Genomic DNA, 14458 nt, shown 5'->3' with positions numbered 1-14458 from the left:
AAATTTTAAAGCAGCAATGAAGAAAAACATCATAGCAATAGGCATGGTTGCCTTGGCGGCAATGGCCATGCCGTCGTGCAGCGACTTCCTCGACGAGGCTCCCAAGACAGCCCTGCCCGAGGACAAGATATACTCGGACACGACATACATCGAGTCGAACATGCAGACTCTCTACAAAAACTGGAGGTCGCTTTTCACCGACCGCTACCTGTGGGAACAGATGGTCGGCACCGACGAAATACAGTCGGGGGCTCTCCAGGCACTCAAGGAAGACGGCGGAAGGCGGGGTTCACTCGACAAGTACGACGCCCTTCTGACATCTGAGCTCTCGTTTGTGGTAGAGCAGTGGGAAAAGCGCTGGCCCACCGTGGGCGAGGCGGCAAAGATAATCAACGCCATAGGCGGGGGCAACCTCGCGCCCGGCACCAAGAAGGCAAGCCTGTATGGCGAGGCCTGCTTCATCAGGGGCGGGCTCATGATGGAGCTTGCCATGCTCTACGGGCGCATTCCCATCATCGACATAGGGCGCCAGGACCAGCTGGGCTACGGCCGGCAACCGCTGGCAGACGTGTGGGCATTCATCATCAACGACCTCAAGGAGGCCGCCATTTACTGCCCTACTCAAAACGTGCCCGGCAGGGCCACCTCTTATGCCGCGCAGATGTTGCTGGGCTATGCCTACATGTCGGCACCCGAGGAGACGGGCCTGCGCGATTTCGGCAAGGCAGCCGCAGCGCTCAAGACGGTGGTAGACGGGCCGTTCAGGCTCGTGGATTATTACGACCTTTGGGACTACAGCAAGTCGAACACGGCTGAGTCGATAATGGAGTGGCAGTTCAGCTGCGTGTGGCCCGACAACAACATGGTGCAGTTCCAGATAGGGTCGAGGGCCGTGCAGTCGTATTTCGGCGACGGATGCTACATGAGCGGCTACGACCACGCCGTGCCAACTCAGTGGGCTTACAGCGACATTGCCGACGGAGGTATATGGGAAGACGGCGACATTCGCCGCGATGAGTCCATCAGGTATGACTTCACTTATTACGGCGTGACGCCCACTCTCGACAACATAACGTGGGAAGAGCTGGGCGACGACCACGACGAATTGCTGCCACACATAAAGAAATACGAAGACTTCCGCACCGACACGCATTCCGGGCTGGGGCTCAACAACATGTGGTATTCGGGCAAGAACATGCCGTTTTTGCGTCTGGCCAACGCCAAGCTGCTGTACGCCGAGTGCCTCAATGAGACAGGCGACACCCCCGGGGCTGTCAGGCAGGTCAACGACGTAAGGCGCAGGGCTTGGGAAGGCAGCCTGCCCGCCGACAAGGCATGGAGCGAGTCGATGTCGAAAGACGAGTTCCGCACGCAGGTGCTCACCGAGCGTGTGCGTGAGCTTTTCGGCGAGCGGTGGCGCAAGTTCGACCTGATACGCACGGGCCGTTTCCTCGATTACGTCTCAGCCCGCAACAAGTGGGCCAAGCGCTCGGGCACGATAAGGGCCTATAACGTTCTGTGGCCCATACCTCTGACGGAAATAAACCAGAACGACGACATGTCGGTCGGCGACCAGAACGAAGGTTATCGGTAGGCTTCGGCAGCCGCCTGCGATGCCCCGTAGGGCTTGGGGCACGCAGGCCATGGCTGCTGGGCCGGCCCGTGGCGGTGGGCGATGTCGTTTGGCGGCAGCCGTATCAATGGGCTCAGCCATGGTCGCCGCCATGGTGTTGGCGCCATGGCGATCTCACTCGTCTGCATCGCTGCGGGTTCGTTTTTACATCATTATATAATATATCAAATGAAGAAGGGTTTTATTGCATACAAGAAAGTGATAGCCTCGGCGGCTTTGGCGCTGCTGATGCCGCACGGGGCTTCCGCCGGGCACGACATTGCCGCCGGCGACTGGCAGGTGGTTTTTGACGAGGCGGCGCATACCGTGACTTATGTCCGGGCCGGACAGCAACTCGTCAGGGGCGCCTATGTCGAGGTGCACGATGCCTCGGGCAACGTGCTGCTGTCGAAAGACTACCCCAAGGTGGCCCTGTCGAAGACACAGGTGGCCGACGAATTTGGTGCCGGAGCTAAGTATACATATACTTACTCTGGGCTTGCGGGCAAAGACAACATAGAGCATTCGGTCTATGTTTACCCCGGGCTGGATTATGTGCTCGTTGAGGCTGTACTGGTGGCGGCCGGCAATTCGGCCACCACAAACTACATAGCACCCATCGTTACCACCACCTCCGTAGCCTTCCTGCCCGCCGATGGGCAGAACGTTGTGTACGACATGCCGCACGACAATGACAACTGGGTGGGCTATTCGGCACAGCCTTGGAGCATGGGGGTGCAGAACACATCGTGCGAGGTGTCGGCTTTCTATGACGTGGCGAGCCGCCGCGGACTGGTGGTAGGCTCCATCGAGCACGACAACTGGAAAAGCGGCATCACCGCAACTCCCGCCGGGCGTAACCGCCTGCGCAACCTTACGGTGGCCGCCGGAGTGGTGGGCGTGCGCACAAACGACGTCTGGGAGGGACGCTCCTCGCTCGCAAGGCATGGCTGCATAACAGGGAAGAGGGTGCGCTCGCCCCGGTTCTTCCTTGGATTCTACGACGACTGGCGCAACGGTCTTGAGGCTTTGGGCGAGGCAACCGAAAGGCTCTGCCCCAAGCTACCGTGGTCGGGAGGCACCGTCTTTGCGTGGCAGAGTTGGGGCGGAATGGCCGAGCATGTCAATTATGAGGGCGCGGTGAATGTGTCAGACTTCTTCAGCGGGCAACTCGAGCCTGCTGGGTTCTGCAATGAGAACGGCGTTTGCTATATGGTGCTTGACTCGTTCTGGGATAATTTCACCGACGAGCAGCTCGACCGTTTTGTTGAGCACTGCAGGGCAAACGGGCAAATCCCGGGCATTTACCACACACCATTCTCATACTGGGGCAGCGAGGCCGATGCGGAGGCTTACCGTCCTTACGACGGAAGCCCGTGGACATGGGCCGACATTTCGCTGAGGGCCAACGGGCAACTGCGCCGCATCGCGTCGATAGCCCTCGACCCCACGCATCCCGGAACCATCGAGTACAACAGGCAACGGTTTGCGAAGTTCAAGAAGCACGGGTTCAAATACATCAAGCTCGACTTCATAAACAATGGCACACTCGAGGCCGACAGCTATTATGACAAGGCCGTGACCACAGGCATGCAGGCCTATACCTATGGCATGGACAGGATAATACAGATGGCCGACGGGATGTTCATCGACCTGTCGATAGCGCCGGTCTTTCCAGCCAAAGGCCACGCGCGGCGCATCTCGTGCGACAGTTGGGGAGAGCTTGACAACAGCATGTACAGTCTCAACAGCATTGAGCTGGGATGGTGGCTCGACCGTGTCTATCAATACAACGACCCCGACCACCTGGTGCTGTCACGCGCCGCAACCGACGGCGAGGCCCGCATAAGGTACACATGCGGGGCTATCACGGGCACCGTGCTGCTTGGCGACAACTACAGTCTTGCCGGTTCTTACATTGGCAAGCAGGCCGAGCGCGACCTTGCCATGCGCATAGCTACCAACGCCGACATCAATGCTGTGGCCCGCCTGGGCCGTTCGTTCCGCCCGATTGAAGGCGGCATGACCGAGGCCCGGTTCACCCGGTACGGCAAATACAACTACAGCGTCGACCGTGAGTTTGCGCTCGACACCGAAGACGCATTATATTATGTGGTGTTCAACTACGACCGGGAGGCCGGCTTTGGCAAGCGGGCCCGCTTCGACCGACTCGGTCTGTCGGCGAAAGACGTCAAGTGCATACGTGAGTTGTGGACGGGCAGTGCCGTAGACATGTCTGCCGACGGTTTCATGGTAAGTGTTCCGGCAGCAGACGTATGTGTGTATAAGTTGGAAAAGAGCAAAGACTATTCTGCAATGCAGCGGGGCGCAGGCACCACTGTTGATAACGTGAATGTAAGCTACAGCAGCGGGAGCCTCCTTGTCGAGGCTCCCGGGGCTGTGGCCTCGGTGTCAGTCTATGATGCAGAAGGCGCATTGCGTGGCGAGGGACGGTTTGGGCAAGGGGTCGGCCGCGTTGTCCTGGCGCAATCGCTCGGCCGCGGCGTGTATGTGGCCAAGGTGTGCCTGGCTTCAGGCGGCGCTGTGGCAAGTAAGTTTTATGTCGGGATGTAAAGCCCCGAAAAACAGCAATGTGAAACTGTTTCCGTCATGAATGAAATGCTGGTGAGGTTGGCCGTGGTTGCAATGGCTGTGCTGCTGCCGTACATGCATGCGCATGGTGGCGGCAATTATTCGTTTAAGCACATCGACAATAGCTTAGGTTTGTCGTCGAGCAACGTCAAGTGCATCGTTGAAGACAGCTACGGCTTTGTGTGGCTCGGCACGAAGAACGGCCTTCACAGGTACGACGGCATCGACATGAGGCGGCTCAACTGTTTTGACTATGAGGCAAAGCAAGGCAACAACAACATAGCGGCGCTGTATGAAGATGAGCACAGGCGGCTGTGGGTGGGCACCGACCGCGGGGTCTACATCTACGACCCGAGGTCGGACCGCTTCGGCTTTGTTGGCGTGAAAGACGCCAAGACAGGCATCTATGCCGACAATTGGGTGCAGGCTATTGACGGCGACGGCAAGGGCAATGTGTGGGTGTTGCTGCCCGACCTCGGCGTTTTCCGCTATCACGGCGGTCGAGTTGAATATTTCCCGATAACCCTTAGGCAGGGCAAGATGAAGGAAAACGTGCCTTCGGAGCTGTGCGTAAGCAGCGACGGAGAGGTGTGGGTGGCAACGGCCGGGGCGGGGCTGTGGCGTTACGACGCCCGTTCGGGCACCTTCCGTCGTGTCGTCGACGCTGCAGGCAACCAGCTCGATGGCGTCAGGCTGGCCGCGTTGAAGGAAGACAGCGACGGCTCGATGGTCTTGGCGGCCACAGACGGCAGGCTTTTCCGCTACAGCCAGGAGCGCAACATGTTCGAGCGCATTCCCTTTTCTGGCGAGGGCCGCATCTACCTTCGGTGCTTCCTTTGCTTTGACGACGAGATTTGGGTGGGTTCGAGCCATGGGCTTTACATACTCAACAAGGCGGCGCACACAGACAGACTGTTGCTTGCCGACAGCCAGAACCCGTTCAGTCTGTCAGACAACATCATCTGTTGCATGTATGAGAGCGGCAAAGGCGATGCATGGATAGGCACGTCTTACGGCGGAGCCAACTACGTTTCTCGCAACAAATTCAAGTTTAGCGTTTACGGAAAGTGGTCGGGCATCACCGGCAGGGTGGTCAGCGGGCTTGTCCAGGCCGGCGACAACAGCATCTGGGTTGGTACCGAAGACGATGGTATATTCGTGCTTGACCCTTCCACCGGGCGTGCCACGCCACTCGGTCAGGGCCGTTGGCATGGCGAATCGACGCTCTTCCTGAGCCGCTTCAACGGGTTGGTGCAGACGGGATTTCCGCGTGTCGGACTTGTCATGATAGACAGTCAAGGCCACCCCATGCCGGCTTTGAGCATGCATGAAGCCGACAATAGTGTTTATTCCTACCTGAAAGACAGTCGCGGCAACGAGTGGGTGGGGTTGGGATATGCGCTTTACCGCCGTGACGAGGGCAAGCCGTCGTTTGTCCGTATCAACGAGACGGGCTACGACTGGATATTTTCGCTCTTCGAAGACCATCGCGGCACGGTGTGGATAGGCACCATGGGCAACGGTATCTGGCGGTATACGCCGTCGACGGGAAGATTCAAGAGGTATATCGCCGACGGCACTTCGGAAAACGGGTTGCGCTCAAACAGCATCAGTTCGTTCATGGAAGACAGCCGCGGCGACGTGTGGGTGTCGACCGACCGCGGCGGGATTTGCCGTTACAATAGCGTCAGCGACGACTTCACTCCTTACGGCACGGCCGAGGGTTTGCCCGACGACGTGGCATACAACATGCTCGACGACGGCAGGGGGAACCTGTGGTTTGGCACCAACAAGGGGCTTGTGAGGTTCAATCCGCAGAAAAACTCGGTCAGGGTTTTTACCGTGAGAGACGGCTTGCCGCACAATCAGTTCAACTACAATGCGGCAATCAGGGCCAACGACGGGACGTTTTACTTTGGCGGCATAGGCGGAGTGGTGGCCTTCAACCCCGACATTGACGACAGGCGCGAGGCCATGCCTGCCGTCTACTTCACCCGGTTGTGCATATACAACAGGGAAGTTACGGCAAGCACGGATGGCTCGCCGCTTGACGGCAACATCATGTTTGCCGACAAGTTGAGGCTGCCCTACGGCATGTCTACGTTTTCGCTCAATGTCGTGGCACCATCTTTCGGAGTGACAGGTGGCGATGTCTACAGCTACAAACTGGAGCCGGTAAACACCGAGTGGATTCACATGGCAGACAACCATGTGTCGTTTGCCAACCTGCCGCCGGGCGTTTACCGTCTTTGTGTCAAGGCCGAGCGTTACGGGCAGGTAGCCACGCGCGAGCTCGGGCTGGTGGTCTGTCCGCCGTGGTGGCGCTCGTTGTGGGCCTACCTTGTATATATTGTGCTGGCGGTAGTGGCCTTTGCCCTTTGGTTCAAGTGGTATTGCTATTACAAAGAGCGCCAGTTGCGTGAGCGCCAGCGTCTGTTTGCCGTTAGCAAGGAGAAGGAGTTGTATGAGAAAAAGGTTAGGTTTTTCACCGAGGTGGCTCACGAGATACGCACCCCGCTCACGCTTATCGACGCCCCGCTCGAGGCAATCGAGGAAATAGGCATAGGCAACAAGCAGGCTCGCCACTACCTCAGTGTGACGCGCCAGAACACCAAGCGCCTGCTCAACCTTACGGGCCAGTTGCTCGATTTCCAGAAGATTGATGCCAACAAGCTTACGTTCAAATACGAGAACGTTGACATTTGCGTGCTTCTGGGCGAGACCGTTGCCCGCTTTGAGCCGTCGATCATGCTTAAGGGTAAGACGCTGCAGTGCAGCGTGCCCGACGAGCCGGTCGTTGCGTCTACCGACCGCGAGGCTGTCACAAAGATAATGAGCAACCTGCTCAACAACGCCTTGAAGTATGCGCGCAGCGCCATAAGCGTGGCTCTCACGGCCGACGAACATTGTTTCACCGTGTCGGTGAAGAGCGACGGCAGCAAGATTAGCGGCGAGGAGAGGCAACGCATATTCGAGCGTTTCTACAGGGCCGACAGGTCGGACGGCGTGGAGCCCGGCGTGGGCATAGGCCTGCCGTTGTCCAGTTCGCTGGCCTCGTTGCTCGGTGGCAGCCTTGTCTTGGCCGACAACGATTCGGATGGCAACGTGTTCAGCGTCACTGTGCCGTTGAACAAGGAGGGCGTGAGGCTCAACAACAACCATGTTGTGGACACGTCGGGCTACTTGCTCGATGACGATTCCAACCAAGCTAACGACAGCCAGGGCGGCTACACTGTGCTGATTGTGGAAGACAATGACAGCATGAGGGAGTTTCTGGCCGACCAGGTGGGCATGGCGTTCACCGCCGAGACGGCGCGCAACGGGCGCGAAGCGTTGGAGAAGCTGGCCCAGGCCCACGTCGACATTGTCGTGACCGACGTGATGATGCCCGTCATGGACGGTTTCGAGCTGTGTCGGGCGGTCAAGGCCGACATCAACATGTCGCACGTTCCCGTTGTGTTCATAACGGCAAAGAACGACCTCGACAGCAAGATAAGGGGGCTGCAGATGGGCGCCGAGGCCTACGTCGAGAAGCCTTTCTCTGTCAAGTACCTCCGCCAGCTGCTCGGTTCACTGCTCGACAACCGTCGGCGCGAGCGCGACTCGTTCTACAAGAAGCCTTTCTTCGGCGTCAACAGCATGCACATAACGAAAGCCGACGAGGAGTTTATGAACAAGGTGGTGAAGATAATAGAAGACAACATGGGCGACGACAAGTTTAATGTCGAGCTGATGGCCGACATGCTTTGCATGAGCCACTCGAGCCTCCTGCGCAAAATCAAGTCGGTGTTCAGCATGTCTCCGGTTGAGCTTATCAGGACGGTGAAGCTGAAGAAGGCCGCCGGGCTCATACAAGACGGGCGCTACCTTATAAGCGACATCTGCTATATGGTGGGCATGTCGTCGCCCTCTTATTTCAGCAAACTTTTCTTCAGGCAGTTCGGCATAAGCCCCAAGGACTTTGAGAAACAGTGCCGCGACAGCGACCGGGGCGGCATGGCGTGAGCCTCATTGCTCCTTCATGGCCATGTGCGCCATGGGCCCGGCCGGCCGACTACAGGGCCGTGGCTCGCGCTTTATGCACCCCTTGGCTGTGAGTCAAGGTTCTCTGTTTGTTCCGTATGTGTGTGTATTTGTGCATGTTGGTACAAAAATATTATTTTTTGATGATTTATTTGCCACGCCACTGAATATAAATGGATACCTTTGTCGTGGCCAATCAGAGAGCGTAACGTTGCCGGCCGTGTGGCGGCAGCGTTTCGGCGGTTGGCCGTCCCAATAACCTAAGGACAGTATCGATAACTGTTTAAGACTGTAAATATGTATATTACGATGAAGAGAAAAACTCTGTTGATGTGGCTGATGGCCTTGTGCCTGTTGGCCCCGTCGACTTATGCCGAAGCGAAAGTGGCATTGCCACACTTCGTGACCGACAGCATGGTGGTTCAACAGAACAGTGTCTGGACTATCAAAGGCAGGGCCGACGGGCCCTCGGTAACCGCAAGGGCATCGTGGGGCGGCAAGGCCGTCACCGTGGCAACGCAGGCCGGAGGCCGTTTTTCGCTGCAGTTGCCCACGCCCAAGGCCGGCGGCCCATACACGGTCAGCCTGAGCGACGGTGAGCCCACGGTGCTCCGCGACGTGTTCGTGGGCGAGGTGTGGCTGTGCTCCGGGCAGTCGAACATGGAGATGCCCCTCGGAGGATGGGGCAAAGTGATGGATTACGAGCGCGAGATAGCCACCGCCTCAAATTCGTCGGTGCGGCTGTTGCAAATCAGCAACACCATGGCTTTCACCCCGCAGGAGGATGTAGGGGTCGAGATGGGCGGCTGGCGCACGTGCAGCCCGTCCACCGTCGAGGACTTCTCGGCCGTGGCTTACTTTTTCGCAAGGATAATGGCGGCAAGGCTCGGAGTGCATGTCGGTGTGATCGACTGCACATGGGGCGGCACGCCGGCCGAGGCCTGGACCAGCTTCGAAGGCGTGAAGACGGTGCCGGGCTTTGCCGAAGAGCTTGGTTTGCTCACCGGTTGCGGCTTTGATGCCGCCCGGATAGACAGTGCATACAACAGCCGCCTCATGCAGTGGCGGGCCCAGGCCCTGGCTTCCGGAGGCAAGGGCAGCGTGCGGGTGCTGGCCGACGGGGCCCCGGCGCTGTCGGAACCCATTGCCACCGGCTTGCCCGTGATGGCCGTGCCGGGCCAGTGGGAGATTGGCGCGCTGCCGTCGTTCGACGGCATGGTGCGCTTGCGCAAGGTGGTAGACATACCCGACGGCTGGAGCGGACGGCCCGTGACACTGAGCCTGGGGTGCATCGACGACGAGGACGTGACCTACTTCAACGGCGTCAAGATTGCCCAGGGCTCGGGCTACAACGTCAGGCGCTCATACGTCATACCGGGCGGCATGGTCAAGGGCGGTGCTGCCGTCGTGACGGTGTGCGTGACCGATTATGAGGGCGAGGGCGGCATCTGCGGCGACGCCCGCGACGTGGCCATGTCGTGCGGTGGCGACACCGTGTCGCTGGCAGGCGGCTGGGAGTATGAGGTCTTTGCCGATTTCGGCAAGCTGCCCCGCAAGCCCGTCTCGCCCTCGGGGTCGTCGTTCCCCACCGTGCTTTACAATGCCATGGTGTGCCCCATAGTCACCATGCCCGTCAAAGGCGTGCTGTGGTACCAGGGATGTTCCAACGTGGGCCGCGCCGAGCAGTATTCCCCGCTGTTCCGCAGGCTTATTTCCGACTGGCGCGAGATGCGCCACTCGCCCGACATGCCGTTCTATTTCGTGCAGTTGTCGGCCTACCTCAAGCCCTGCCTCGTGCAGCCGGAGTCGGGATGGGCGGCTCTGCGCCAGGCGCAGGCCGACGCCCTGTCGCTCGACAACACCGCCATGGCCGTGACCATCGACATAGGCGACTCTGCCGACATACACCCCAAGAACAAGCAGGAGGTGGCCCGCAGGCTCTCGCTCATAGCGCTGAAGCGCTCGTACGGTGTCGGCTGGGTGGTAGACACGGCCCCCGTCCCGGTGTCGTGCCGCTACGCCGGCGGTGGTGCCGAGCTTGAGTTCGACGGCAACATCGTCGTCGACGGCAGCAGGCCGCAAGGATTCATAGTGAAGACCGCCGCCGGCCAATGGGTGGTGCCGGCCGTGACGGTGGCAGGCAAGCGGACGCTGAGGCTCTCGGCCGACGGTGGCATAGAGGCCGTGAGGTACAACTGGGCCGACTATCCGCTCGGAAACCTGCGCGGCGAGACAGGCCTGCCCGTGGCGCAGTTTGCCCGCTGACGGGCCGCCGGGTGCCCGGCGGGCTGAAGCATTGCATTGACAACAACATTCATAACATACCAGAAGATATGAAAATTACGCGAAAACTGATCTTGGCGTTCGGCTTCTTGCTCATGTCGGGCATGGCATGGGCCAAGAGCCAGATTGTGATTGAGACCGCAAAGACCGGTCTTGTGTTTACCGTTGGCGACGACGGGCGCCTCTACCAGAGCTATCTGGGCAAGCGCCTGCCGGCAAAGTCAGACTATGCCGGCCTGCCGCTGGGCAAGGAAGCCTACCAGGCCCATGGCATGGAAGACTATTTCGAGCCGGCCATCCACATCAACCGGGCCGACGCCAACTCGTCGACGCTGCTTGAGTACAGGTCGCACGAGACAAAGGCGTGCCCCGGGGGAACGGAGACCGTGATAAGGCTTGCCGACCCGGTGTATGCCGACGAGGTGGCGCTGCACTTCATGGCATACGCCGACGAAGACGTGTTTGTGGCATGGAGCGAGGTGTTCAACCGCGAGAAAAAGGCCATTGAGCTCGAGAAGTACGCCTCGGCCATGCTCCACTTCTACGCCCCTAAGTATTACCTGACGCAATACGACGGCGACTGGGCGGCCGAGGTGCGCCGCCACACGCAAGAGCTGTACTTCGGCAAGAAGGTGATAGACACCAAGCTCGGCGCCCGTGCCGACATGTTTGCGCCGCCGTTCTTCCAGCTGTCTATAGGCACGCCGGCCACCGAGAAAGCCGGCGAGGTGCTCGTGGGCACACTGGCATGGACAGGCAACTACCGCTTCACGTTCGAGGTCGACAACCTCGGGGCGCTGCGTGTGCTCGGCGGCATCAACCCCTATGCCTCGCAGTACCGCATAGACAAGGGCGGCAGCTTCCGTACTCCCGACTTCATCTTCACTCTGAGCCAGTGCGGCACGGGCCAGGCCAGCCGCAACCTGCACGACTGGGCCCGCAAGTACAGGGTGAAAGACGGCACGGGCAACCGCATGACGCTGCTCAACAACTGGGAGGCCACCTATTTCGACTTCAACGAAGACAAGCTCCTGAAGCTCATAGCCGACGCCAAGGAGCTGGGTGTCGACATGTTCCTGCTTGACGACGGTTGGTTTGGCAACAAATATCCGCGCCATAGCGACACGCAGGGCCTGGGCGACTGGGATGTCACGGCCGGCAAGCTGCCCAACGGCATAGGCCGCCTCACCGACGAGGCACGGCGCCAGGGGGTGAAGTTCGGGCTGTGGATAGAGCCCGAGATGGTGAACCCGAAGTCGGAGCTGTATGAGAAGCACAAGGACTGGGTGATAACCCTGCCCAACCGTAAGGAGTATTACTTCCGCAACCAGCTGGTGCTCGACATGAGCAACCCGAAGGTGCAGGACTACGTGTTCGGCGTGGTCGACGGGCTGCTCACCCGCTATCCGGGCATAGCCTACTTCAAGTGGGACTGCAACAGCCCCATAACCAACATCTACTCCAACTACGAGGGGCACGACCAGACCCACCTGTATGTAGACTACGTGTGCGGGCTTTACAATGTGCTCAAGCGCATAGAGGCCAAGTATCCCGACCTGCCCATGATGCTGTGCTCGGGCGGAGGCGGCCGCACCGACTACGAAGCGCTGAAGTATTTCACCGAGATGTGGCCCAGCGACAACACCGACCCCGTTGAGCGGCTGTTCATACAGTGGGGCTATTCGCAGGTGTTCCCGGCCAAGGTTCAGTGTGCCCACGTGACGTCGTGGAACAAGGATGCGGGCATCAAGTTCCGTGTCAACGTGGCGATGATGGGAAAGCTCGGCTTCGACATCAACCTTCATGACATCAGCGCCGGCGAGCTGGCATACTGCAAGCAGTCGGTTGCCGACTTCAACAGGCTCAAGCCGGCAATACTCGACGGCGACCAGTACCGCCTTGTGTCGCCCTACGACGGCAACCATGCGTCGACCATGTATGTGACAAAAGACAGGCGCAGCGGCGTGGTCTTCGCTTTCGACATCTATCCGCGCTACGCCGAGCGGCTCTACAACGTGGTTCTCGACGGCCTCGACGCCTCGGCCATCTACAGCGTGCGCGAAATCAACCGCGCCGACGGCTCGCAGGGTGAGGCCCGCAGCTATTCGGGCGCGTATCTCATGACCGTCGGCCTGCCGCTGTTCACAGGCAACAAGCTGTCGAGCCGTGTCTACGAGCTGACTGCCGAGTGACGCGGCCCGGCACCGTGGCCGGCATACGCACGTGTTGCGGCAGCCGGGTGCTGCCGCAAGGTTAGCTTTGTTTATGGTGGAGGTGCCGTTTCCCGACGTGCACCTCCATTTTGTTTCCCAGCCCCGGGCGTTGCCATGCTGCCGCATGACGGTGGCGCCGGCGGTGGCAGAGGCCGCTGCACGGGCCTGCCGGCAGCGGTCGTGCCACGGCGGGCCGGCCCAGCCGGCCTAAGGCCCGGCTGCTTCATGCGTGGGCCCCGTGGTTTGAAAAAGCCTTACACGGCCGGCGCCGATGCCCCGCCGCTGCGCCCCGGGCCTGCCAATCGGCCTGTTTCAGGCCGCCATACAGGCCGTTCGGCCGTGCAATACGGCCCGTTTCGCAGTCTGTTACGGTCCGTTTGCCAATGCGCTGTGGGCCAGGGCGTTGCGCCTCCGAGGCGGCGTCGTGGATTATTTTTACAAAAAATGAATGTCCGCATTCTGCCAAATGCTGTGGGTTTGAAGGGATTGGAAGGAGTGGTTTGTTAGTTGTAATGAGTTGTCGCTCGCTGCACTTGTCGGCTGAATCGTCTGGTGTTGCCTGCAAAAGCTGTAGCCAGCCAACTCCCGGTTGACGCCTTGAGGCCTTGCTCCCGCCAACACCCTATTGCAAGTTGGCAAAATGCAGGCATCCATGTTTACAAAAATGAGCGTCGGGGCCGTGTGCCTGCGCCGCGCGTGGCGTTGAATCCGGGCCTCCCGGCGGCCGTCGCCGTTGGCGTGTCACGTGGTGCAATGGGCCGCGCGGCCATGGCCTGCCGGGCGCTTCCGCTGCCTCTGCGCCTCCGCTTCCGGCCACCCTTAAGCCCCATGCGGCAGGCTGCCACATGCCGTTGCCACCCGGCCAGACAGCCACGGCCGGGGGCCATGCTGCCGAAGTATCGCGTTAATTTCTTGTAAACGATTGCATTTAACGAAAAAAAACAGTATTTTTGCATTTCATTAGGATTATATTATTCATATATGTCGTGTATATTGCACATTGAGACGAGCACCAACGTATGCTCCGTAGCCGTCAGCGAAGACGGCGCGTGCCTGTTTAGCCGCGAAGATTTCGGCGGCCCCAACCACGCAGTGAAGTTGGGAACGTTTGTGGATGAGGCCCTCACGTTTGTCGACGGCCATGTAGCCGGGCTCGACGCCGTGGCCGTCAGTTGCGGCCCCGGGTCGTATACGGGCCTGCGCATAGGCGTGTCGATGGCCAAGGGCATCTGCTATGGGCGCGGCGTGAGCCTGCTGTCGGTGCCCACGCTCGAGCTGCTTTGCGTGCCGGTGCTGCTCGATCACGACGAGATTGAGGACGACGCGCTGCTCTGCCCTATGATCGACGCACGCCGCATGGAGGTCTATGCGGGCGTATACGACCGCGCCCTGCGCCCCGTGAGGGAGGTGGGGGCCGACGTGGTTGGGCCCGACACCTACCGCGACTACCTCGACCGGCACCCGGTTTACTTCTTCGGCGACGGCGCCGCCAAGTGCATCGACGCCATAGCCCATCCCAACGCCAGGCTCATCGAAGGCATATCGCCGCTGGCCAAGTGGATGATGCCCTTGGCCGAGAAGCGCCTGGCCGGCGGAAAGGTGGAAGACGTGGCCTACTTCGTGCCGTTCTACCTCAAGGACTTCGTGGCCAAGACACCCCGCAAGCTGCTCTGACGGCCCTGAGGGCTGCCTGCCGGACAACGTGCGGGGCTGCCCGTTACTTACTTCAAAGACA

General features: G+C 59.8%; 6 protein-coding genes. All 6 read left to right on the top strand.

Annotated features, from left to right (window positions below; genetic code table 11):
• Window positions 1–16 precede the first annotated feature (16 nt).
• The 6 genes from M3089_RS06285 to tsaB all read left to right on the top strand — a co-directional run bounded on the left by M3089_RS06285 (window position 17) and on the right by tsaB (window position 14397).
• Window positions 17–1594 carry a RagB/SusD family nutrient uptake outer membrane protein gene (locus M3089_RS06285; protein WP_249082567.1) on the top strand — a complete coding sequence of 526 codons (1578 nt, stop codon included), beginning with the start codon at window positions 17–19 and terminating at the stop codon, window positions 1592–1594.
• Window positions 1595–1801: 207 nt separating this feature from the next.
• Window positions 1802–4186, top strand: a complete 2385-nt coding sequence (locus tag M3089_RS06280; RefSeq protein ID WP_249082565.1) for an alpha-galactosidase — start codon at window positions 1802–1804, stop codon at window positions 4184–4186.
• A gap of 36 nt (window positions 4187–4222) precedes the next feature.
• Complete coding sequence (locus M3089_RS06275; protein ID WP_249082563.1) at window positions 4223–8209, top strand: hybrid sensor histidine kinase/response regulator transcription factor; 3987 nt, start codon at window positions 4223–4225, stop codon at window positions 8207–8209.
• A gap of 327 nt (window positions 8210–8536) precedes the next feature.
• Window positions 8537–10492 carry a sialate O-acetylesterase gene (locus M3089_RS06270; protein ID WP_249082561.1) on the top strand — a complete coding sequence of 652 codons (1956 nt, stop codon included), beginning with the start codon at window positions 8537–8539 and terminating at the stop codon, window positions 10490–10492.
• A 68-nt stretch (window positions 10493–10560) separates the two neighbouring features.
• The gene (locus M3089_RS06265; protein WP_394802258.1) at window positions 10561–12702 is read left to right on the top strand and encodes an alpha-galactosidase; all 2142 of its coding nucleotides are present in this window, start codon (window positions 10561–10563) and stop codon (window positions 12700–12702) included.
• Window positions 12703–13704: 1002 nt separating this feature from the next.
• Entirely contained in the window at window positions 13705–14397 is a 693-nt protein-coding gene (gene tsaB / locus M3089_RS06260) for a tRNA (adenosine(37)-N6)-threonylcarbamoyltransferase complex dimerization subunit type 1 TsaB (protein ID WP_249082559.1), read from the top strand.
• Window positions 14398–14458 lie beyond the last annotated feature (61 nt).

This window comes from Marseilla massiliensis, assembly GCF_023336985.1.
Classification (GTDB): Bacteria; Bacteroidota; Bacteroidia; order Bacteroidales; family Bacteroidaceae; genus Prevotella; species Prevotella intestinigallinarum.
The sequence above is the reverse complement of the archived record's forward strand: the minus strand, read 5'-3'. Positions and strand labels throughout refer to the sequence as shown.

Excerpts from the sequence above, each read along its gene's own strand:
- M3089_RS06285 (WP_249082567.1), top strand. The coding sequence starts at position 17 with ATGAAGAAAAACATCATAGCAATAGGCATGGTTGCCTTGGCGGCAATG.
- M3089_RS06280 (WP_249082565.1), top strand. The coding sequence starts at position 1,802 with ATGAAGAAGGGTTTTATTGCATACAAGAAAGTGATAGCCTCGGCGGCT.
- M3089_RS06275 (WP_249082563.1), top strand. The coding sequence starts at position 4,223 with ATGAATGAAATGCTGGTGAGGTTGGCCGTGGTTGCAATGGCTGTGCTG.
- M3089_RS06270 (WP_249082561.1), top strand. The coding sequence starts at position 8,537 with ATGAAGAGAAAAACTCTGTTGATGTGGCTGATGGCCTTGTGCCTGTTG.
- M3089_RS06265 (WP_394802258.1), top strand. The coding sequence starts at position 10,561 with ATGAAAATTACGCGAAAACTGATCTTGGCGTTCGGCTTCTTGCTCATG.
- tsaB (WP_249082559.1), top strand. The coding sequence starts at position 13,705 with ATGTCGTGTATATTGCACATTGAGACGAGCACCAACGTATGCTCCGTA.